This window comes from Rhodococcus sp. PvR044, from assembly GCF_040548995.1.
In the GTDB taxonomy this organism is placed as follows: Bacteria; Actinomycetota; Actinomycetes; order Mycobacteriales; family Mycobacteriaceae; genus Rhodococcus_G; species Rhodococcus_G oryzae.
This window is the reverse complement of the sequence record NZ_JBEPSX010000014.1, coordinates 12,877-34,142: the sequence shown is the minus strand read 5'-3', so window position 1 is coordinate 34,142 and position 21,266 is coordinate 12,877. Positions and strand designations below refer to the sequence as shown.

The following is a 21,266-nucleotide window of genomic DNA, read 5'->3' as shown; positions in this document are numbered from 1 at the left end:
TGCTCCTGCGGGGCGAAGCGGCTGGATTGGAAGGGTGCGCGATGCCTGGACACTTGCCGCCTTCCTGTTCGTGATCTGTCTGTGACTTTGACCCAAGCGACGGTAACGAAACGGTTGCGAGCGCCGCAACTCCTAGCGCCAACTCGTTGGGATATGTGAGATGCATCACAGGGTGATTACGGCCGGGCCTGGGAATACGCCGGAAGGCGGCTGTAACGGGGCGAGCTGGATTCTTGTGAAGTTCGGTCGAGACCGACGCCGATGACCAACTAGCGTCTGACCGCGTGGCGCCCTCACCCGATCTCAGAACCAGTTCTCGGGCCAAGCCCGAACGCATCGACGCCCAGGACGGGTTCGGCTCGCCCGAGCCGTCCCGCGGCCCGGGTCCGGTCGCGATCGCGGCGGTCGTGCTCGCCCTGCTCGGTGTCGCCGCGACGGCGGTCGCCCCGGTGCTCGGCGTCATCCGCCAGGAGACCGGGCCCGCCGTCGCCGCTGCCGCCGTCACCGCCCTCGTCTGCGCGGCCCTGGCGCCTGCCTTGGCCGTGCTGGCACTGGTGGGCCGCAGGCCTGCCGTCGCGGGGACGGTGCTGGCCGGCGCAGGCGGCGTTTCGGTCGGGCTGGTGGTGCTCGACCTCCAGCTCCTCGACGACCCGATCAACGCGAACCGGCTCGAGCTGTTCCGTCCGCTGACCGCCGCGTCGCTCAGCGCGGGTCCCGGTGCCTACGCGATCCTGGCGGGGCACGTCCTCGTGGTGCTGGCCGGGTTGCTCGGACTCGTCGCGGCGGCGAGGGCCTCGAACGCCGACGGCTACGGACACTCCGACTACCCGGATCACGACGGGGCGGGCGTCGGCCGCCGGATCGGCGCCGGACTCTCGGTACTCGCGGTGGCGGCCGCGGTGGTCCTCGCCGCGGCGCTCTTCGCGCCGCCGCTGAGATCCACCGACCCGGTGCTGCTGGTGCCTGCCGTCATCGAGTCCGCGGCCCCGATGTCGTTGGGCGCGGGGCTGGTCGGGGTGGCGGTGCTGATCGTGGTCGCCGCGGCACTGGCCGCGATCTCGCCACTCGGTGCGGCGGGCGCCATCGTCGGGGCCGCGGTGGCGGCGCTCGGTCTGGTCGGCGTGCGACTGGTCGCGGGCCTGCCGGCGGGTGACGGTGTCTCGGTCGGTCCCGGCTCGGTGGTGGCGATCGCGGCGTGCGCGGTGCTCATCGCGGTCGGCTGCGTGATCCCGGCCGCGGCGGCCGCCCGGGCGCGCCGCGGGCTGGCGCAACTCCTGGCGCAGTCCACCGCCGCGGCCACGGCGGCGCCCGCGGCAGCGGGCACCACCAAGTCCGCCGCCCGCGCGAGGGCGGCCGCGGCCGAACGGGCCCGGGTCGGGCGCTGGCACGTCGCCACCGCGGTTGCCGGGATCGTGGCCGGGCTGCTCGGCGCGGTCGGTGCGCTCCTTCCCGTGCTGTCGGTTCCGGACGGGGTGCCGGAGCCGCGGATCCTGGCGACCAGGGTGGTGCTGCTGGCGGGGGTGGTGCTGGTGGTCGCCTGCGTCTGGCTGCTGCTCTCGGAGTTCGCGGGCCTGGTGCGCCCCGCGGTCGGGGTGCTGTGGGCCGCTCAGGTGATGGCGGTCGCCGCGGCGCTGCAGGCGGTGGTGGTCGCGGGCGACCTGCCGGGGTTCGGGCCCGGCCCCGGCGCGGCGTTGCTCGCCCTGTCCGCGGTCGCGGCGGCCGCGACCGGACTCCTCGCGCTCTGCGCGGGGTCGGCGGAGCGCGACGGCATCGACACCTCGGTCGACGTGCCTGTCCAGCTGCCGGTGCTGATCGTCGGCTCGGTCGCGGCGCTCGTATCGGTGGCCGCCCTCGGTTTGCCGCTGTATCGCGGTCGCGACTTCGGCCCGGACTCGTTCGCACAGTGGCCGTGGGGCTGGGACCTGTGGGGTCGCGCACTCCTCGCGGTCGTGATCGCGGCGGCGGTGCTCGTCGCGGCGCGGTCAAGAGCGGCAAGGGGCGCGTCCCTGATGATCGGCGCGGTGACCGGAATGTCCGTATACCTGATGGGGTGGCCGTTGACACGCGCCCGGGTGGCGGAGCCCGCGATGGGCGCGGGGGCGGTCTGCGGGCTCGTCGCGGTGGCGTTGCTGGCGGTGACCGCTTTCATGGTGGTTCGTCGAAATCGCCGGTGAGCTGACGCTCACGCCCCCTTGTGCCGTGAGATATGCCACATAGCATCAATGCGGTCGATAGACGATTGATTCAACTAGATAAAGTCCGGGACGGACCCGCTCTTACCCCTCGAGCGGGCGTCAACACTGACGAGACGGTGAGCAGATGGATCTCTTCGAATACCAGGCGAAGGAACTCTTCGCCAAGCACGGCGTGCCCACGTCGGCAGGACGTGTTACCGACACTGTCGCCGGCGCACGTGAGATTGCCGAGGAAATCGGCAAGCCCGTGATGATCAAGGCGCAGGTCAAGGTCGGAGGACGTGGCAAGGCCGGCGGCGTGAAGTACTCCGCCGACGTCGACGCGGCTGTCGCGAACGCCGAGTCCATCCTCGGGCTCGACATCAAGGGACACGTCGTCAAGAAGCTGCTGGTCGCAGAGGCGAGTGACATCGCCGAGGAGTACTACATCTCCTTCCTGCTCGACCGCACGAACCGCACCTACCTGGCCATGTGCTCGGTCGAGGGTGGCGTCGAGATCGAGGTCACCGCCGAGGAGAACCCCGACGCCCTCGCGAAGATCCCGGTGGACGCCGTCAAGGGTGTCGACCTCGCGTTCGCGCGCAGCATCGCAGAGGCGGGCAAGCTCCCGGCCGAGGTGCTCGACGCCGCGGCCGTGACCATCCAGAAGCTCTGGGAGGTCTTCATCAAGGAGGACGCGCTCCTCGTCGAGGTCAACCCCCTCGTGCGCACCCCCGATGACCAGATCCTGGCCCTCGACGGCAAGGTCACCCTTGACGAGAACGCCGGCTTCCGTCAGCCCGGCCACGAGGCCTTCGAGGACCGGGACGCCACCGATCCCCTCGAGCTCAAGGCCAAGGAGAACGACCTCAACTACGTCAAGCTCGACGGCTCCGTCGGCATCATCGGCAACGGCGCGGGTCTGGTCATGTCCACCCTCGACGTGGTCGCGTACGCGGGCGAGAAGCACGGCAACGTCAAGCCGGCCAACTTCCTCGACATCGGTGGCGGCGCCTCGGCGGCCGTCATGGCCGCCGGCCTCGACGTCATCCTGAACGACGCCCAGGTCAAGAGCGTCTTCGTCAACGTCTTCGGCGGCATCACCGCCTGTGACGCGGTCGCCAACGGCATCGTCGGCGCCCTGCAGACCCTGGGCGACGAGGCCAACAAGCCGCTCGTCGTGCGCCTGGACGGCAACAACGTCGAAGAGGGTCGTCGCATCCTCGCCGAGGCCAACCACCCGCTGGTGACCGTCGTCGCCACCATGGACGAGGCCGCCGACAAGGCCGCCGAACTCGCCTTCGCAGCGAAGTAAAGGGACTAGAACAATGGCAATCTTCCTGACCAAGGACTCCAAGGTCATCGTCCAGGGCATCACCGGCGGCGAGGGCACCAAGCACACCGCCCTGATGCTCAAGGCGGGCACCCAGGTCGTCGGCGGCGTCAACGCCCGCAAGGCCGGCACCACCGTCTCGCACACCGCCGCCGACGGTTCCGCCGTCGAGCTGCCGGTCTACGCGACCGTCGCCGAGGCCATGGAGAAGACCGGTGCGGACGTCTCCATCGCGTTCGTCCCCCCTGCCTTCTCCAAGGACGCCATCGTCGAGGCCATCGATGCGGAGATCCCGCTCCTCGTGGTCATCACCGAGGGCATCCCGGTGCAGGACTCCGCGTTCGCGTGGGCCTACAACGTCGAGAAGGGCAACAAGACCCGGATCATCGGCCCCAACTGCCCCGGCATCATCACTCCGGGGGAGGCGCTGGTCGGCATCACCCCGGCCAACATCTCCGGCAAGGGCCCGGTCGGCCTGGTGTCCAAGTCCGGCACCCTGACCTACCAGATGATGTTCGAGCTCCGTGAGTACGGCTTCTCGACCGCCATCGGCATCGGCGGCGACCCGGTCATCGGCACCACTCACATCGACGCCATCGAGGCGTTCGAGAAGGACCCCGAGACCAAGATCATCGTGATGATCGGCGAGATCGGCGGCGACGCCGAGGAGCGTGCGGCCGACTACATCAAGGCCAACGTCACCAAGCCGGTCGTCGGCTACGTCGCGGGCTTCACCGCCCCCGAGGGCAAGACCATGGGCCACGCAGGCGCCATCGTCTCCGGCTCCTCGGGCACCGCGCAGGCCAAGAAGGACGCCCTCGAGGCGGCAGGCGTCAAGGTCGGCAAGACGCCGTCCGAGACCGCCGCTCTCGCGCGCGAGATCCTGCAGAGCCTGGTCGTCGAGGCCTGAGTGAACTGAGCGGCTGACGCCGCTCCGGTCTCACCGAACGAGGGGCACCTGCCCGCGCTCACCGCGCGGGAAGGTGCCCCTCGTTCTTTCGTCCGACGGGCGGGCGCCGCGGGCTCAGGGTTCACACAGAGAAATGCGCTAGCGTTCATTGAGGAATTGACCAGTCGCACAATGCAGACCCTCCCTAGGAGATGTCATGACTTTCACGCCTGCGGGGTCCGGTTACGGTCCGGGCGAGCCGCCGTCCGGGGGACTCGGGTCGAAGGGCCTGCCCTATCTGCTCACCCTCGGCGTCCTTGGGCTCGCCATCATCAACTTCCTGCTGGGGTTCGCCCCGTTCGCGAAGGTGACCACCTTCGGTGACGAGACCCTGACGCAGAGCTCCTTCGAGGCCGGCTACCCGATCCTGGCGCTGGCCTTCCTGCTCTTCGGTGGGCTGCTGGCCGGCCTGTCGCTGCTGCCCGAGCAGCCGTACAAGGGCGCGGCGGCGGCCGCGTCGGTGGTGGGATTCCTCATCGCGTTGTTCTTCATGTTCAGCCTGTCCGAGGGCGTCTCGCTGGCCGTCGGCGGCATCACCGGCCTGATCCTGGCGTTCGTCCAGGCCGCGGTCGCGGTGGCGGTGCTGCTGTTCTCGCTCGGCATGCTCAAGGTGCCCGCCCCGAAGCCGGCCGGCTACGCGCCCCAGGGTTACCCGCAGGGCTACGGCCAGCCGCCGCAGGGGTACGGCCAGCAGCAGGCGCCCGGCCAGCCATACGGCCAGGCGCCCCAGGGCTACGGACAGCCGCAGGCACCCGGTCAGCCGCAGCCGCAGGGCCAGCCGCAGGCGCAGCCCGGCTACGGACAGCCGCAGCCCGGTTACGGCCAGCCGCAGCCGTATCCCGGTGGCTACGGTCAGCAGGGCTACGCGCAGCCGACGAACCCGTACGCACCGCCCGCGCCGCAGCAGGGCTACGGCCAGGCGCCGCAGGGCTACGGCCAGCCGCAGCAGTCCGGTCCGCAGGATGCCGCCACCGGCCCGGCACCGCAGTCGCCCGAGACCGCGGCTACGGACGAAGGCACCGCCGCCCCAACCCAGGCCTTCGGATCGGCCCCGAAACGGGACGCGGACTAGCGACACCCGCGCTCGACGCCCCCCGGTGAGCCGGGGGGCGTCGTCGTGTCCGGACCTGTCGGCGCGCCTGGCAGACCGTCCCCAAGACAGATGTCACCCTCGAGGAGATGAGTTCCTTGCGCAGCAGCGACACCCTCCGCCGTCCGAGCAGACGGCGGACACCGGCGGCACCGAGGCCCACGCCGAACCCCGAGCAGATCCGCACCCTGCTCGCGGTGGCATTGCGGCCCGCGCTGGTCGCGCTGGCGCTGATCGCCGCGTGCATCCTCGTGACGCTGGTCGCGGCGAACAGCGATCTCACCGGGACAAGCGGCGCCATCGCGGCGAGCTGGCTGGCCGTGCACCAGGTGCAGCTCACCATCGGCGGCGCCTCGCTCGGCGTGCTGCCGTTGGTCCCGACCATCCTGATGATCTGGTCGGTCGCGCGCGGCTGCGCGCACGCCGTCACAGAGCAGACTCCGCGACACGAACAACTCTGGGTACTCGGCGCCGCGCTCGCCGGTCCGTTGCTGGTCACCGCGCTGGCGCTGGCCGTGATCAAGGACGCGTCGTCGGTGATCGCGCTGGCCCCGCCCAACGCGCTGGCCGCCTTCGGCTGGGTGCTGGGCGTGCACCTGATCGGCGCGGGCATCGGGATGGGCAGCAAGCTGTGGCGCCCGATCTGTGCCCGGCTCGGCGTACCGGAGTGGGTGCGCGCGTCCGCCAGGCCCGCGCTGCGGGTCGGGTTGGCGCTGCTGGCGTCCGGTGCGGCCCTGACCGCGGTGGCGCTGATCTCGTCGTGGGCCGAGGTGGGCGAGCTGCTCGAGGCCGGTGACGGCTTCGGCGGCGCGCTCGGCCTCACCCTGCTCTCGATCCTGTATCTGCCGAACCTCGCGGTCGGCAGCGCGGCGATGCTGGTCGGGTCGACCGCGCACCTCGGCGACGCGTCGCTGAGCGTGTTCACCGTCGTCGGCGGGCCGCTGCCTGCGCTGCCCCTGCTCGGGGCGGTGCCCGCGGGGCCGAGCGGTGGCGGCTGGCCGGCCCTGTTGCTGATCCCCGCGGTCCTCGGCATCCAGCTCGGACGGGACTGCGCGCACCGCGCGGGCGGTCCGGCGGTGGCGGTGCGCAAGGTGCTGGTCGCGGCCGCCGCGGCGGCCCTGGCGCTGGGTCTGCTCGGGTTCGCCGCGGGCGGGGAGCTCGGTTCCTTCGGGACGGTCGGGGTGGACCTCGTGACGTTCACCGGGCTGTCCTTCGCCTGGTTCGCGGTGTTCGGTTCGCTGACCGCGCTGGTCGTGGCCAAGCGCGGGGGTGCAGTCCGGGAGCCGTCGAAGCCCGCCGAACAGCCCGATCCGCCGCGGACCTACACGCTGGCCGCTCGAATGCTCGACCGCCCGGTGCCGGAACCGGTGAAGGAGCTGCCGGGTGCCTCGTACATCGAGGGCGAGGTGGTGGTCGAGGCCGAGGTGGTCGACCCCGGTGGCGACCCGGTCGCGGCCGCGAGCGATCCGGTGGTCGCGTCCACCGACGCGGTCGATGCCGAGATCGACGAGGCGGTGGTGGACGCCGAGGTGGCGGACGTCACGTCCGATGCGGCCGAAGCGGACCTGCCCGACAGCACCCGGACCAGCAGCGACTAGGATTCTTCCCGGCCGGGGCACACTCCGGTCGCCGGCCCGCACACAGGAGTAGAGCGCTGACTGCCTCGCGTGAGTACTTCCGCCCCGGCTCGACCGAGCCGGTCCGAGTCGTGGTCCTCGCTTCCGGTACCGGGAGCCTGCTGCAGTCGCTGATCGCGGCCGCCGTCGACGACTACCCCGCCCGCATCGTCGCGGTCGGGGTCGACCGCGACTGCGACGCTGCCGGGCACGCGGAGGCCGCTGGCATCCCCGCCTTCCGGGTGGGACTGCGCGACCACGCCGACAGGGCCGCATGGGACCGGGCGCTGACCAAGGCGACGGATGCGCACCAGCCGGACCTCATCGTCTCGGCCGGGTTCATGAAGATCCTCGGCCCCGAGTTCCTCGACCGCTTCGGCGGCCGCATCATCAATACCCATCCCGCCCTGCTGCCCTCGTTCCCCGGCGCGCACGCGGTGCCCGATGCCCTGGCCTACGGCGTGAAGATCACCGGTTCGACCGTGCACCTGGTCGATGCCGGGGTCGACACCGGACCGATCCTGGCCCAGGAGCCCGTGCCCGTGCTCGAGTCCGACGACGAGTCGAGCCTGCACGAGCGGATCAAAACGGTGGAACGGCGACTGCTGGCGGAGGTTCTCGCCGCCGTCGCCACCCGAGGTGTTATTTCCGATGGACGAAAGGCCGTGATCCCGAAGTGACCGAACGTAAGGCTGTGCGCCGCGCATTGGTGAGCGTCTACGACAAGACCGGCCTCGTGAAACTGGCCACCGGGCTGCACCAGGCCGGGGTCGAGCTGGTCTCCACCGGCTCAACGGCCTCGAAGATCGCCGATGCCGGCATCCCGGTCACCAAGGTCGAGGACCTGACCGGCTTCCCGGAGACGCTCGACGGTCGCGTCAAGACCCTGCACCCGCGCGTGCACGCCGGCATCCTCGCCGACACCCGCAAGGACGAGCACCTCGATCAGCTGGTCGAGCTGGGCGTCGAGGCGTTCCAGCTGGTGGTCGTGAACCTGTACCCGTTCACCGCCACCGTCGCATCCGGCGCCACCCCGGACGAGTGCGTCGAGCAGATCGACATCGGCGGTCCGTCGATGGTGCGCGCCGCGGCCAAGAACCACCCTTCGGTCGCGGTCGTCGTGGACCCGGGCAAGTACGAGGACGTGCTCGCCGCGATCTCGGCGGGCGGGTTCACCATGGCCGAGCGCACTTCCCTTGCCGCGCAGGCGTTCCAGCACACCGCGTCCTACGACGTCGCGGTCGCCGGCTGGATGACCTCGACCCTCGTCGAGTCCGATTCGCAGTTCCCCGAGTGGGCAGGCGCGAGCTGGAACCGCACCGCGGTCCTGCGTTACGGCGAGAACCCGCACCAGGCCGCGGCGCTGTACGAGGACCCGGCTGCCCCCGCCGGACTCGCACAGGCGAAGCAGTTGCACGGCAAGGAGATGTCGTACAACAACTACACCGACGGTGACGCCGCGTGGCGCGCCGCCTTCGACCACGCCGAGCCCGCGGTCGCGATCATCAAGCACGCCAACCCCTGCGGCATCGCCGTGGGTGCGGACATCGCCGAGGCGCACCGCAAGGCGCACGCCTGCGATCCGGTCAGCGCGTTCGGTGGCGTCATCGCCGCGAACCGCGAGGTGACCGTCGAGATGGCCGAGCAGGTCGCCGAGATCTTCACCGAGGTCGTGATCGCGCCCTCCTACGCCCCCGGTGCAGTCGAGGTGCTGGCCCGCAAGAAGAACGTGCGGGTGCTCGAGGCCGCGGTTCCGAACGCGACCGGCGTGGAGCTGCGTCCGATCTCCGGCGGCGCGCTGCTGCAGGAGCGGGACGTGCTCGACGCCGAGGGCGACGACTCGGCCAACTGGACCCTGGTCACCGGTGACGCGGCCGACGCCGCGACCATGAAGGATCTCGAATTCGCTTGGCGCGCATGCCGCGCCGTCAAGTCGAACGCGATCCTGCTCGCCCACGACGGCGCTTCGGTCGGCGTCGGCATGGGTCAGGTCAACCGCGTCGACTCGGCGCACCTGGCCGTGCAGCGCGCGGGGGACCGGGTCGCCGGTTCGGTGGGCGCCTCCGACGCGTTCTTCCCGTTCCCGGACGGCTTCCAGGTGCTCGCGACCGCTGGCGTCAAGGCGGTCGTGCAGCCGGGCGGTTCGGTTCGCGACAACGAGGTGATCGAGGCCGCTCGCGAGGCAGGCGTCACGATGTACCTGACCGGGGCGCGCCACTTCGCGCACTGAGGTTCTTCTCGCGCACTGAGGTTCTGACGAAAGGTGCACGCTCGCTTCCCGCCGAGTGTGCACCTTTCGTCGTTCCTACCCGGGCGATGCCCCGGTAGCTGCACACTCGACGCGGTCGTCAGGCGGCCGACCCGGAGATCACGATCCGGGCGGCGCCGCGGTCGAGCAGCTCGCGGGCCAGGTCGGTCGCGGCCGCGCGCTGGGCGGCGTCGGTGTGGGACAGGTCGAGGGTGACCGCGTGGCCGGTGAGGTCGGCGGGAAGGGAGGTCAGCGGCGGTGCCGTGGACAGTTGGCTGATACGAAGCTTCATGGGATTTCCTTGCTGTTGAAATGCTGGGGGTAGTAAAAGAAACGGCACCCGGGCGTGTGCCCTGGGTGCCGAGAACGGATCCGCTACGTCAGGATCGTTCTCGGGATACGCGCTTGGCCGACATGTGGCACTGCCACGCGGGTACGGCGCTGAGGTGCGCGTAATGCGTCATTGTGGCCGTCCCTTCGGTCTAGGCGTCGTTGGTTAGGCGAGAACGCTACAGCACGCCGGCGGCCAGCGCATCTCGGATTCCCGCGCCTGGGCCGCCGAGAGTGCATCTGCCGGTGCATCGGCCGAGATGGGACGACGGAATCTGCACACTCGACGGGGTGGTCAGACCGGGGCGCCCGCCTCCCACAGCGCGGCACGGGCGCGCTTGGCGACCGTGTGCGGACGCAGTCGCAGCTGCGCGGAACCGACGCGGACCACCCGCCACCCGAGGTTCGCCAGCAGTTCGAGCCGCTCGACATCCCACGCGCGTTGGCTCTCGTCGGTCCAGTGCTGCTCGCCGTCGTATTCCACGAGAACCTTCCAGCGTTCCCATCCCATGTCCGACCGCGCGACGACGCGGCCTCGCCCGTCCCGGACGGCGATCTGCGTCGACGGGCGCGGCAACCCGCCGTCGATCAGCAGCAGCCGGGTTCGGGTCTCCTGCGGCGACTCCGCGCCGCCGTCGACGAGTTCGAGGACATGACGGAGCTGGATGATTCCCCTTGCCCCGCTGTGATTCTCGGCGACCGCACGGATCTCCTCGGGCTTCGTGTCGGTGGCGTTGCAGAGTGCGTCGAGCATCTCGACCGCGCGGTCGAACGGCAGCCGACGGCCGAGGTCGTAGCCGGTGCGGGCCGGGGTCGACGCGAGCCACCCACCGGCGAGGCAGATCTCGTCCGGACCCAGTGCGTCACCGTGGATCAGCACTCCCGACGTGCTGCGCCTGCTGCCCGTCCGGAACAGCTCCGCGCGGGTGCCCGGGTCGATCCATTTGGTGCCGTGCACCGCCGCGGCGGACATCCCGGCGAGGATCCCGTCCTCGCCGGCCCAGAGCGCCGCGGCCCGCGCGCGGAGGATCGCGTCGATCCTGATTCCCTTGGCGATGTACACATCTCGGTGGATCCGGTGGAAGTTCAGGCGTAGTTGCCGGTCGGTCACAGTGCCGACCGCGACGGCCGCGCTGCCCGAGAACGGTTCGTCGAATTCCCCCATCCGTCGAGACTGGCCGATGGGTCACGGCTCCGACAGGGTCCGCGGCGATCTGTGGAGAACCGATTCGGTTGTCCACAGATCGGCCGAGAGTGCAGTTGTCGGGACATCGCTCGGGTAGGCGCGACGGCAGCTGCACGCTCGGCGACGGCCGCGGGCCCGAGACGGCCGCGGGCCCGAGACGGCCGCGGGCCCGAGACGGCCGCGGGCCCGGGACGACCGCTGCCAGGGACGACTAGGGCATGCTTGCGGGATGCAGGTGACAATTCACTCGGAGTCGGCGGGTCCGCTGTCGTTGGACACCGAAACCGGATTTGCCGGCGAGGTCACCATTCGAACGCCGAACGGTGCTGTGCCCGTGTGGTTGTCCATCTTCGAGAGTGTCTCTCGGAAGGGCGAGCTCCTGGGTGAGACGGGTGGCCTCATCGACGCGTTCCCCGAGTTGGTCGGCAAGGCACGCAAGCTCCTCGTGGAGGATCTCGGCACCGGGATGCAGGTCGCCCAGTTCGTGGAGTTCCACACGGACGAGCTCGACCTTCCCGAGGTTCGGAAGGCGTACGAGGCGTTTCGAGGTCAACGCGCGACGGCGGAGGAGTTGGTGGCTCTCCTGGACCCGAAGGCGTTCGTCTTGTCTGTGGGCGAGGGTGGCGGACTGGTGAGCTGGATCGATTTCACGCTGTCGCCGGATGATTCCGATCAGCTCCTGGTCGTTCGCTTCGATTCGGACCGGCATGCCACGAGCACCTCGTGGGAGAGCTGACGAGATCGACCTCGCGTCCAACCAGTCGAACAGGTCGGGAGACGTGGCCTAGAGCCCGGCGAGCCAGTTCCGGAACCCGGCGGTGAACTCCGCTGAGTAGGGCAGGTCCTCGATGTAGTCGGCGCCGGTCGAGTCCCGCTCGCCGATCTCCTTGAGCACGTGATTGGCCGTGGTCATCCGCACCGATGTCAACGCTGCGGCGGCCAGCGCCACGTCCAGCGCGTCCACGTCGGCGTCCGCGACCTGGGTGTCCCGCGCCGAGCAACTGGTCAGCACCGGCAGTCCCGCGGGCAGCGCGCCCGCCAGCACGCGCGGGTCGAGCGCATCCTCCTCGGCGAGCGCCTTGGCGTTGACCGGCACGAACCCGGCCATCCGCAGCGGCTCGGGCAGATCGTCGGGGAGGGTGCCGTCGGCGCGCAACGACTCGACGGCCTCGGTCAGCGCGGTGCGCAGCTCGTCGGCCAGCTCGAGCGGGAGCGCCCCGGCGCCGAGGGCGCCGTCCACCTGCGCGTTGATCTGCCGGGTCAGCAGGTCCAGCAGCCGGACCGCGAGCGGCTCGAGCAGGCCGAGCCCGGCGAGGGCAGGGGCGTCATCGGCGACCGCAAGCGCGAGCCCGACCAGAGCGCCCTCGCTGTGCCCGACCACCAGCAGCCGGTCCGCATCGACATCTGGTTGCGCCGCAAGGTAATCCAGCCCGTCGGCGGCCGCGTCCACGAAGGTGGAGAAGCCGAGCCCCGCGACGTCCTCGACCTCGTACGGCCCCAGTCCGGTCTCCCCGCTGCCGAGCTTGTCGTAGCGCAGGCTCGCGAAGCCGGCGTCCGCCATCGTGTCGGCCAGGAAGCGGAGGGTGCCGATGGACCCGGGCATCAGGGCGCTGTCCCCGTTGCGGTCGGTCGGCCCGCTGCCGGCGAGGAGCAGCGCCGCGGGCACCGGGCCCGACACGCCGTCGGGGAGCCGCAGGCTGCCGTGCAGGGTGACGTCGCCGCTGGCAAAGGTGATCTCGGTGTCGGCCATGGCCCACTGTCTACCAGAGCGGGGGGCCGGGGAACGAGCCCGTCGGCGCCGCCCCGCGGGCTACCATCCTGCTCATCGCGCACCGTGCCTGCGGCCGCGGGATGGTCTCGCGGAGAAGGGCGGCGGCTGGGTGCGCGACGGGGACAACGCCTCACACATCCTGACCGCGGTGGCGCGGCCGCTCTCGGGGCGACTGCCCGCGATCGCCGCGGGGCTGGCCGAGCAGATCCTCGCCGAGGACGGCGCCTACGCCGCGCTGGTCGCCCCCGCGGAGCTGCGGGACACGATCCTGCACAACCTCGGCCAGGCCATGACCTCGATGCTCGACCGCTCCGAGGATCGTCCCGTCGACCTCTCCGACGCCGCCTGGACCGGCCGGACCCGGGCCGAGCAGGGCCTGCCGCTGTCCTCGCTGCAGGACGCGTACCGACGCGGCTGCCGGCTGCTCTGGCAGGCCATGATCGAGACGGTGGCCGAGGAGTACCCGGCCTCGCTGCCCGACCTCCTGCCGTGCGTGGGCGATCTGTGGGACATCGTCGACCTCCTCGTCGGCGCGGTCGCCGATGCCTACCATGAGGCGGAATCCGAGCGCCTGGCGCGGGACGGCGAGCGGCGGAACGCCGTGCTCGACGTCCTGCTCGGCGGGCCGGGAGCCGACTTCCCCGTCGGCGGGGGAGCGGGCCTCGTCGCGGAGGCGTCGGCGTTTCTTGGGCTGGCCGAGCGCGGCCGCTACGCGGTGGCCGTGGTGCGGTCGGTCGGGCGGGGTGCCGGTCTGCCCCGGGACCGGGGCTACTCGGCGACCGGGGGCTTCCACATCCTGTGGCGGATCCGCGCGGATCACGAGGTGGGGCTGATCTCGCTCGGGTCGGACGAGGTGGCCGAGCCCGCCAGGCTGCTGGAGGAACAGGGCGTGGCCGCCGGGATCAGCCCGGTGGTGGGTTCGCTGGCCGAGCTGGCCAGGGCCCGTTGGCTCGCCGAGATCGCGTTGCAGACCTGCGGGCCCGACACCGACGAGGTGGTGGTGCTCGATCGGCGGCTGCCGATCGCACTGGTCGCCGCCCAGCCGGATCTCGCGGAGCGACTCCGAACGGTGGTGCTGGGCCGGGTGCTCCGGTTGCCGCCGGTGGAACGTGACCTGTTGCTCGACACCGTCACCGCCTGGCTGGACGCGGGCGGCTCGGCTGCGGGCGCGGCCACGACGCTGTTCTGTCACCGCAACACCGTCCTGAACCGGTTGCGGCGGATCGAGGACCTCACCGCCCGATCCATCACCGACCCGCGCGCGATGATCGAGCTGGCGCTGGCTGTCGAGGCCGCTCGCCGATAGCCCGATCTGGGCAGCCGAGCCAGTGCAGGGGCCGCCCGATTGTGCTCGGGCACAAGGCCCGCGCGGAGATCGGATTTCGGCTGCACGCGTCGAGGGCGCGGCATAGCTTTCACGCCATGAACTCCCCGTCACCGGCCCGGAGTCATGCTGTGCCGGTGCGCAACCCGCCCTCGGGCGACTATCGAAAGGGAAGGTGTTCGCGCATGCGCACTCGCACTTCCATCCTCCGCGCCTGGCTGGCCGCCGCCGTCACGGCCGCGGTCACCGCGGTGACACTGACGGCCGTCGCCGCGCCCGCGCAGGCCGAGGGCATCCCGAGCGTCGGGCGGAATTGGGCCGCGCCCGGTCCCTATACGCCGGAGGTCAGCATCGGTGCGGTGCACACGCTGTACTACCCGCAGAACATGGGGGCGCGCGGCGAGAAGCATCCCGTGGTCATCTGGGGCAACGGCACCGGGGTGCTCCCCGGCGCGTACACCCTGTTGCTGCGGCACTACGCCAGCCACGGCTTCATCGTGGTCGCCGCCAACACCCCCGCCAGCAACTTCGCGATCACCATGCGCAGCGGCATCGACCTCATCGAGAACCTCAATGCCGACCCCGCCAGCGTCTTCCACGGCAAGGTGGACCTGGACCGGGTCGGATCCGCGGGACACTCCCAGGGCGGCTCGGGCGCGATCAACGCCGCCGTCGACCCCCGGGTCGACACCGTCGTCGCGATCCAGCCGGGACCGCTCAACGACGTCGATCTGATCGACGAGCCCGTGCTGTTCCTCGCCGGGCAGTTCGACGCGATCGTGTGGCCGATCCTGGTGAAGGGCATGTACAACGACGCCGACCACGTCCCGGCGGAGTACGCGGAACTGCGCGGCGCCACCCACTTCGGCACCGGCATCTCGGGCGGTGACATGCGCGCACCGTCCACGGCCTGGCTCCGGTACTGGCTGATGGACGACGCGAACGCCCGCGCCGAGTTCTTCGGTCCGAACTGCGGCTTCTGCTCGGACAGCCGCCAGTTCTCCGACTTCAAGCGGAACGCGCTGGCCGGCCAGATCCCGGGCTGAGTGGTGCGCCGGGTGTGAAGTCTGCGGTATGCCCCTATGAACGCAGCGCCCGCACCCGGCGCGCGCCCTTCCATGCGAACCACAGCATCAGGCCCAGCACCAGCGGGATGAGCAGCGGCAGCAGGAAGGCCACCAGCACCATGCCGAACGAGACGCCGTCCTCGATCACCGACAGCGCGGGGTTTGCGAGACCTCCGGTGGTCGCGGTGCTCACCGCGCGGGTTCCGGTCTGCGCCGCGCTGAACGCGAGCGCGGTGGGCGCGCCGACGATGATGCCCGCGATCACCGCGGTCGACGGGTCGAGGTCGGTGAACACCGCGCCCGCCGCGATGGCCGCCGCGATCGGCCTCGAGATGGTGCCGAACATCCCGAGTGCGTTGTCCACCAACGGGATCAGGTCGGCGAGCAGCTCGGCGGCGGTGGCGGCGGCAAGGGCGACCAACGCGCCGGTCGACCCGACCCACGCGAAGCTCTCGCCGAGGGAGATGCCGAACAGTTCGAAGTGTGCGGCCGCGCTGAGCATCAGCAGCGGCAGGAAGGTGCGCAGGCCGGTGGCGGCGGCCAGTCCGAGTCCGAGCAGGGCGGGCAGCAGCCAGGTCTCCATTGGCAGAGTCTAGGAGTCTTCCACGGCGTGCCCACCGGATTCATCCGTCACGGGCTGGGGGTGGCCTCCGTCGGGGTCGGCGGCAGCGGCGCGACCCGGGGATCGCCCGCGTCCGCGAAGTAGTCGCCCCTGATGGTCGCGTCCACCCCGTCCGGGGCCTTGACCGCCCGCATGACCAGCGTGAGCACCGCCGCGACGATGATGTTGACCACGAACGCCGTCAACGCGATGTAGCCCATCTGCGCGATGCCGGGGATCGAGGCTAGCGATCCGGCGAAATGCGCCGCGGTGGCGGACGAGACGTTGTACGCCGCGATCGTGCCGTACACCATGCCGACCGCCCATCCCGCGAGCAGCGCCCACCGATGGAACCAGCGGGTGTAGAGCCCGAACACGATGGCGGGGAACGTCTGCAGGATCCAGATGCCGCCAAGCAGCTGGAAGTTGATGGCGTTCTGCTTGTCGAGGGTCAGCACGAAGATCAGCGCGACGAACTTGACGAACAACGAGGTCAGTTTGCTGACCTTGGCCTCCTGCGCGGGTGTCGCGCCGGGCCTGAACCATTCGCGGTACACGTTGCGGGTGAACAGATTTGCGGCCGCGATGGACATGATCGCCGCCGGCACCAGCGCGCCGATCGCGATCGCCGAGAACGCGACCCCGGCGAACCAGGCGGGGAAGGCGTCCTCGAACAGCTGCGGGACCACCAGCTGCGCATTGGGTTTGCCGTCCAGCCCGATCGGCTTGGTGCCCGCGGCGATCGCCACCCAGCCGAGCAGGGCGAGCAGGCCCAGCAGGAACGTGTAGGCGGGCAGAATCGCGGCGTTGCGCCGAATGGTGTTGCGGGACTTCGACGACAGGGTGGCGGTGATCGAGTGCGGGTACATGAACAGTGCCAGGGCCGAGCCGAGCGCCAGTGTCGCGTAGGCCCAGTACTGCTGGCTGTTCGGGATGAATGTCCCGGTCGGTTTACCGGTGGCGGGATTCGGGGTGGCCATCTTCGCCTCGGCGGCGTCGAAGATGTGGCCCCAGCCGCCGTAGCGGGACGGCAGGTAGATCACAGCCACGATGATGACCAGGTAGATCAGCGTGTCCTTGACGAACGCGATGATCGCGGGCGCGCGCAGGCCCGACGAGTAGGTGTAGGCGGCCAGTACCGCGAACGCGATGAGCAGGGGCAGGTCCTTGGCGATCACGTTGTCCGCGCCGCCGATGCCGATGACCTCGAGCACGGCCTGGATGCCCACCAGCTGCAGCGCGATGTACGGCATGGTCGCGAGGATGCCGGTCAGCGCCATCGCCAGCGAGAGCCAGCGGGAGCCGTACCGGCCGCCGACGAAGTCTGCGGTGGTGACGTACCCGTGCCGGTGGCTCACCGACCACAGTCGCGACATGAAGACGAAGATGATCGGGTACACCACGATCGCGTACGGGATCGCGAAGAAGCCGCTCACCGAGCCGAGCGCGAACATCGCGGCAGGCACCGCGATGAAGGTGTACGCGGTGTAGATGTCGCCGCCGATCAGGAACCACGTCACCCAGGTGCCGAAGCTTCGGCCGCCGAGCCCCCACTCGTCGAGGGTCTGCAGGTTCGACGCCCGGCGCCAGCGCGAGGCCAGGAATCCCATCACCGTGACGAGCGTGAACAGGGCGATCAGGACGGCCAGGGCCACGCCGTTGACGCCGGTGTCGCTCGCGGCCGGCGTGGTCACCGGTCGGACCCGCCGTCGGTGACCTCGGGCGCGGGCCCCTCGGTCATCGGCCGGTGCGGGCGGGCCTTCAGCACGATCTTGTAGGCCGACCAGGTGGCGCCTGCGCAGAGGAACACCCACAGGAACTGGTACCAGAAGAAGAAGGGCACGCCGCCCAGTTCGGGGCCACTGCGCGCGTAGGTCGAGACCCACAGGATGGCGACGATCGGCAGCAGCAGCAGGACCACGGCGAGGGCCAGCAGGCGCTTGTTCGCAGGTGGGGTGGTGTCGTGATCGTGCTCCGCAGTCATGATGGGTACTCCGCATCTCGACGCGGCGGACTGCCGAGTGCAACCCGCACCCGCGGAAAACTACCCCTCGGTGTGCCGCGATGTCCGCGATCCGAGGTCTCGAATCGGCCACGCGGCACGCGGCGCGGTAGATGCCGATTTGGCCACACGCGTGCCGAATTCGCCGAACGCTCGTAGCGTGAAGTGGTGACTGCCATGGCCCCCGATGGTTTTCCGCGCACGGTCGGCGAACTTCGCGCGTCCGGACACGTGCTGCGACCGGTCCGGGACGAGATGCGAGAGAACCTGCTCGCGGCGCTGCGCGACGGCCGCGAGCCGTGGCCGGGGATCGTCGGTTTCGGCGACACGGTGCTGCCGCAGCTCGAGCGGGCCCTGATCGCCGGCCACGACGTCGTGCTGCTCGGCGAGCGTGGCCAGGGCAAGACCCGGCTGCTGCGGACCCTGCCGCTGCTGCTCGACGAGTGGACCCCGGTGATCGAGGGCTCGGAGCTGGGCGAGCACCCGTACGAGCCGATCACGCCCGCCTCGATCCGCCGCGCGGCCGCCATGGGGGACGAGCTGCCGGTGGCCTGGCGGCACCGCGACGAGCGCTACTCGGAGAAGCTCGCGACCCCGGACACCTCGGTGGCGGACCTGGTCGGCGACGTGGATCCGGTGAAGGTCGCCGAGGGCCGCAGCCTTGGCGACCCGGAGACCATCCACTTCGGGTTGGTCCCGCGCGCGCATCGCGGCATCGTCGGCATCAACGAGCTGCCCGACCTGGCCGAACGGATCCAGGTCTCGCTGCTGAACGTGATGGAGGAGCGCGACATCCAGGTGCGCGGATACACCCTGCGGCTGCCGCTGGACGTGGTCCTGGTGGCCAGCGCGAACCCGGAGGACTACACGAACCGCGGCCGCATCATCACCCCGCTGAAGGACCGCTTCGGCGCCGAGATCCGCACCCACTACCCGGCCGCGCTCGAGGACGAGATCGCGGTCATCGAGCAGGAGGCGCACCTGCGCGCCGAGGTGCCCGACCACCTCCTGGAGATCCTGGCCCGGTTCACCCGGCTGCTGCGCGAGTCCTCCTCCGTGGACCAGCGTTCGGGGGTGTCCGCCCGATTCGCGGTGGCAGGCGCCGAGACCGTCAGCGCGGCCGCGGTGCACCGCGGGGCGGTGCTCGGTGAGTCAGATCCGGTGGCGCGGCCGGTCGATCTGGGCACGGTGATCGAGGTGCTGCGCGGCAAGGTGGAGTTCGAGTCCGGCGAGGAGGGCCGCGAGTTGGACGTGCTCGAGCACCTGCTGCGCCGGGCGACCGCGGACACGGTGCGCGAGCGGCTCGGTGGCGTGGACCTGGCGCCCCTGGTGGCGGCGGTCGAGGCGGGCGGACCGGTGGTCACCGGCGACCGCGTTACCGCGAAGGACCTGCTCGGCGAGCTGCCCGAGATCGATGTGCTGGACGAGGTGGCCGAGCGCTTCGGTGCCGAGAGCACGGGGGCGCGGGCGTCCGCGGTGGAGCTGGCGTTGGAGGGGCTGTACCTGGCCCGCCGCATCGCGAAGTTCCCCGACGAAGACGGACAGCTGGTGTACAGCGGATGACCGAGCCGCCGCGGCCCGGTTCCCGGCGTCCCCGGTCAGGGGGCCGGGGTGATCCGCACCGGGCGCGGTACGGGCCGTACCAGGGTGGACCGGATCCGCTGCTCCCGCCGGTGGATCTCCGGGAGGCGCTGGAGGCGATCGGCAACGACGTGCTCGAGGGCGCGTCTCCCCGACGGGCGCTGCGGGAGCTGATGCGACGCGGCACCGCGGACACCCGCGGGCTCGACGACCTCGCGGCGCGGGCGAATCGGCGCAGGCGAGAGCTGTTGGAGCGCAATCATCTCGGTGGCACCCTCGACGAGGTCCGCGAGCTGTTGGAGCGTGCGCTGCTGGCCGAGCGCAAGGAGCTGGCGCGCGCGCTGGACGACGACGCCCGGTTCTCCGAACTGCAGCTCGACGAGCTGCCCTCGTCGACGGCCCAGGCCGTCCGGGACCTGTCGGAGTACCGCTGGCGCGACGCGTCGGCCCGCGAGGACTACGAGAAGATCCGCGAGCTGCTCGGGCGGGAGTTGCTCGATCAGCGGTTCGCGGGGATGAAGGAGGCCCTCGCCGGCGCGACCGACGAGGATCGTGACCGCATCGACGCGATGCTCCGCGACCTGAACGACCTGCTGGACAAGCACTCTCGCGGCGAGGACACCCAGTCCGACTTCGACGAGTTCATGGCGGAGCACGGCGACTACTTCCCGGAGAACCCGCGCAACACCGAGGAGCTGCTCGATTCGCTGGCGCGACGGGCCGCGGCTGCTCAGCGGCTGCGCAACTCGCTCACCACCGAGCAGCGTGCCGAGCTGGACGCGTTGGCGCAGCAGGCGTTCGGCAGCCCCAGCCTGATCGATCAGCTGGACCGCCTGGACGCGAACCTGCGGTCGGCTCGTCCCGGCGAGGACTGGGACGGCACCCAGCGCTTCCGCGGTGACGACGGGATGGGACTGGGGGAGGGGACGGGGGCCCTGGCGGACATTGCGGAGCTGGAGCAGCTCGCCGAGCAGCTCTCCCAGCAATACGCGGGCGCGCAGCTCGACGACATCGACCCGGAGGCCCTGGCCCGACAGCTCGGTGACGGCGCGGCGGCCGACGCCCGCACGCTGGCCGAGCTGGAGCAGGCGCTGCAGCGGCAGGGCTTCCTCGCCCGCGGGGCGGACGGCCAGTGGCGGCTCTCGCCGAAGGCCATGCGCGAGCTCGGGCAGTCGGCGTTTCGGGATGTGGCGCAGCGACTCTCGGGTCGGAGCGGCGAGCGCGACACCCAGCGGGCAGGCGCGACGGGGGAGCCGACGGGGGCCAGCCGGGGCTGGGAGTTCGGCGACACCGAGCCGTGGGACGTGACGCGGACGGTGACGAACGCGGTGCTCCGTGCGGCGCAGCAGGGGAATCCGCTGACTTCGGATCGGATTCAGCTGCAGGTCTCGGACGTCGAGATCGCCGAGACCGAGCAGCGCGTGCACGCCGCGGTCGCGCTGCTCGTCGACACCTCGTTCTCGATGGTGATGGACGGCAGGTGGGTGCCGATGAAGCGCACGGCCCTGGCGTTGAACCACCTGATCACCACGCGCTTTCGCGGCGACGACCTCCAGCTGATCGCGTTCGGCCGACTGGCGCAGCAGCTCACCCCGGCCGAGCTGGCGGGGCTCGACGGCGCCTGGGACCAGGGCACCAACCTCCACCACGCGTTGTTGCTCGCGGGCAGGCACCTACGGCGCAATCCGAACGCGCAACCGGTCGTCCTCATCGTCACGGATGGGGAACCGACGGCACACCTCGAACCGGACGGGCACGCCTTCTTCGACTATCCGCCGCACCCGAAGACGTTGGGGCTCACCGTCCGTGAGTTCGACAACCTCGCGCGGCTCGGCGCTGCGGTGACGATATTCCGGCTCGGCGACGATTCGGGACTGGCCAGGGTGGTCGACAAGATGGCGCAGCGGGTCGGCGGCCGGGTGGTGGCCCCGGACCTGGACGGGCTCGGTGCGGCGGTGGTCAGCGACTACATGCGCCTGCGTCGGCGCTGAACG

The 21,266-nt window shown here is 70.8% G+C and carries 18 protein-coding genes; 12 read left to right on the top strand and 6 right to left on the bottom strand.

From position 1 onward, the window contains the following. The first annotated feature begins 284 nt into the window (after positions 1-284). The 7 genes from ABIC28_RS24335 to purH all read left to right on the top strand — a co-directional run bounded on the left by ABIC28_RS24335 (position 285) and on the right by purH (position 9,392). Complete coding sequence (locus ABIC28_RS24335) at positions 285-2,174, top strand: hypothetical protein (protein ID WP_354581242.1); 1,890 nt, start codon at positions 285-287, stop codon at positions 2,172-2,174. A 145-nt stretch (positions 2,175-2,319) separates the two neighbouring features. Beyond that, positions 2,320-3,489, top strand: a complete 1,170-nt coding sequence (gene sucC / locus ABIC28_RS24330) for an ADP-forming succinate--CoA ligase subunit beta (protein WP_027500848.1) — start codon at positions 2,320-2,322, stop codon at positions 3,487-3,489. Between the two features lie 13 nt (positions 3,490-3,502). Then, positions 3,503-4,417 carry a succinate--CoA ligase subunit alpha gene (gene sucD, locus ABIC28_RS24325; protein ID WP_097213968.1) on the top strand — a complete coding sequence of 305 codons (915 nt, stop codon included), beginning with the start codon at positions 3,503-3,505 and terminating at the stop codon, positions 4,415-4,417. 196 nt (positions 4,418-4,613) lie between these two features. Further along, the gene (locus ABIC28_RS24320; RefSeq protein WP_097213969.1) at positions 4,614-5,528 is read left to right on the top strand and encodes a DUF5336 domain-containing protein; all 915 of its coding nucleotides are present in this window, start codon (positions 4,614-4,616) and stop codon (positions 5,526-5,528) included. A gap of 107 nt (positions 5,529-5,635) precedes the next feature. Beyond that, entirely contained in the window at positions 5,636-7,144 is a 1,509-nt protein-coding gene (locus ABIC28_RS24315) for a cell division protein PerM (protein WP_219912807.1), read from the top strand. A gap of 56 nt (positions 7,145-7,200) precedes the next feature. Further along, the gene (gene purN / locus ABIC28_RS24310) at positions 7,201-7,842 is read left to right on the top strand and encodes a phosphoribosylglycinamide formyltransferase (protein ID WP_077042660.1); all 642 of its coding nucleotides are present in this window, start codon (positions 7,201-7,203) and stop codon (positions 7,840-7,842) included. Continuing rightward, a complete protein-coding gene (gene purH, locus ABIC28_RS24305; RefSeq protein WP_354581239.1) occupies positions 7,839-9,392 on the top strand; it encodes a bifunctional phosphoribosylaminoimidazolecarboxamide formyltransferase/IMP cyclohydrolase in 1,554 nt (517 codons plus the stop codon). Before purN ends, purH begins: the two co-directional genes overlap by 4 nt. 118 nt (positions 9,393-9,510) lie before the next feature. Here the strand turns inward: purH and ABIC28_RS24300 are convergent, their stop codons facing one another. Both ABIC28_RS24300 and ABIC28_RS24295 read right to left on the bottom strand, forming a co-directional pair. Next, a complete protein-coding gene (locus ABIC28_RS24300; protein ID WP_027500842.1) occupies positions 9,511-9,702 on the bottom strand; it encodes a hypothetical protein in 192 nt (63 codons plus the stop codon). A 333-nt stretch (positions 9,703-10,035) separates the two neighbouring features. Beyond that, complete coding sequence (locus ABIC28_RS24295) at positions 10,036-10,905, bottom strand: endonuclease domain-containing protein (RefSeq protein ID WP_097213971.1); 870 nt, start codon at positions 10,903-10,905, stop codon at positions 10,036-10,038. A 250-nt stretch (positions 10,906-11,155) separates the two neighbouring features. Between ABIC28_RS24295 and ABIC28_RS24290 the strand changes: the two genes are divergently transcribed. Continuing rightward, complete coding sequence (locus ABIC28_RS24290; protein ID WP_354581236.1) at positions 11,156-11,662, top strand: DUF2004 domain-containing protein; 507 nt, start codon at positions 11,156-11,158, stop codon at positions 11,660-11,662. 48 nt (positions 11,663-11,710) lie between these two features. On the opposite strand, the gene ABIC28_RS24285 is transcribed toward ABIC28_RS24290, so the two are convergent. After that, positions 11,711-12,676 (bottom strand): alpha/beta hydrolase family protein, encoded by a 966-nt coding sequence (locus tag ABIC28_RS24285; protein ID WP_097213973.1) that lies wholly within the window; start codon positions 12,674-12,676, stop codon positions 11,711-11,713. A gap of 130 nt (positions 12,677-12,806) precedes the next feature. Between ABIC28_RS24285 and ABIC28_RS24280 the strand changes: the two genes are divergently transcribed. Together ABIC28_RS24280 and ABIC28_RS24275 are read left to right on the top strand one after the other, a co-directional pair. Continuing rightward, complete coding sequence (locus ABIC28_RS24280; RefSeq protein WP_099459062.1) at positions 12,807-14,003, top strand: RsbRD N-terminal domain-containing protein; 1,197 nt, start codon at positions 12,807-12,809, stop codon at positions 14,001-14,003. Between the two features lie 203 nt (positions 14,004-14,206). After that, positions 14,207-15,067 carry an alpha/beta hydrolase family protein gene (locus tag ABIC28_RS24275; RefSeq protein ID WP_097213975.1) on the top strand — a complete coding sequence of 287 codons (861 nt, stop codon included), beginning with the start codon at positions 14,207-14,209 and terminating at the stop codon, positions 15,065-15,067. A gap of 34 nt (positions 15,068-15,101) precedes the next feature. On the opposite strand, the gene ABIC28_RS24270 is transcribed toward ABIC28_RS24275, so the two are convergent. From ABIC28_RS24270 to ABIC28_RS24260, 3 genes are read right to left on the bottom strand one after another with little or no spacing between them, the layout of a single operon-like run. Continuing rightward, a complete protein-coding gene (locus ABIC28_RS24270; protein WP_097213976.1) occupies positions 15,102-15,671 on the bottom strand; it encodes a DUF4126 domain-containing protein in 570 nt (189 codons plus the stop codon). A gap of 47 nt (positions 15,672-15,718) precedes the next feature. Next, positions 15,719-17,383, bottom strand: a complete 1,665-nt coding sequence (gene mctP, locus ABIC28_RS24265; protein ID WP_097213977.1) for a monocarboxylate uptake permease MctP — start codon at positions 17,381-17,383, stop codon at positions 15,719-15,721. Beyond that, positions 17,380-17,673: a DUF3311 domain-containing protein gene (locus ABIC28_RS24260; protein ID WP_097213978.1), complete on the bottom strand. Its 294-nt coding sequence runs from the start codon at positions 17,671-17,673 to the stop codon at positions 17,380-17,382. Before ABIC28_RS24260 ends, mctP begins: the two co-directional genes overlap by 4 nt. Before the next feature lie 195 nt (positions 17,674-17,868). Between ABIC28_RS24260 and ABIC28_RS24255 the strand changes: the two genes are divergently transcribed. Further along, positions 17,869-19,254 (top strand): sigma 54-interacting transcriptional regulator, encoded by a 1,386-nt coding sequence (locus tag ABIC28_RS24255; protein WP_097213979.1) that lies wholly within the window; start codon positions 17,869-17,871, stop codon positions 19,252-19,254. Continuing rightward, the gene (locus tag ABIC28_RS24250) at positions 19,251-21,263 is read left to right on the top strand and encodes a vWA domain-containing protein (protein ID WP_245221036.1); all 2,013 of its coding nucleotides are present in this window, start codon (positions 19,251-19,253) and stop codon (positions 21,261-21,263) included. Before ABIC28_RS24255 ends, ABIC28_RS24250 begins: the two co-directional genes overlap by 4 nt. Positions 21,264-21,266 lie beyond the last annotated feature (3 nt).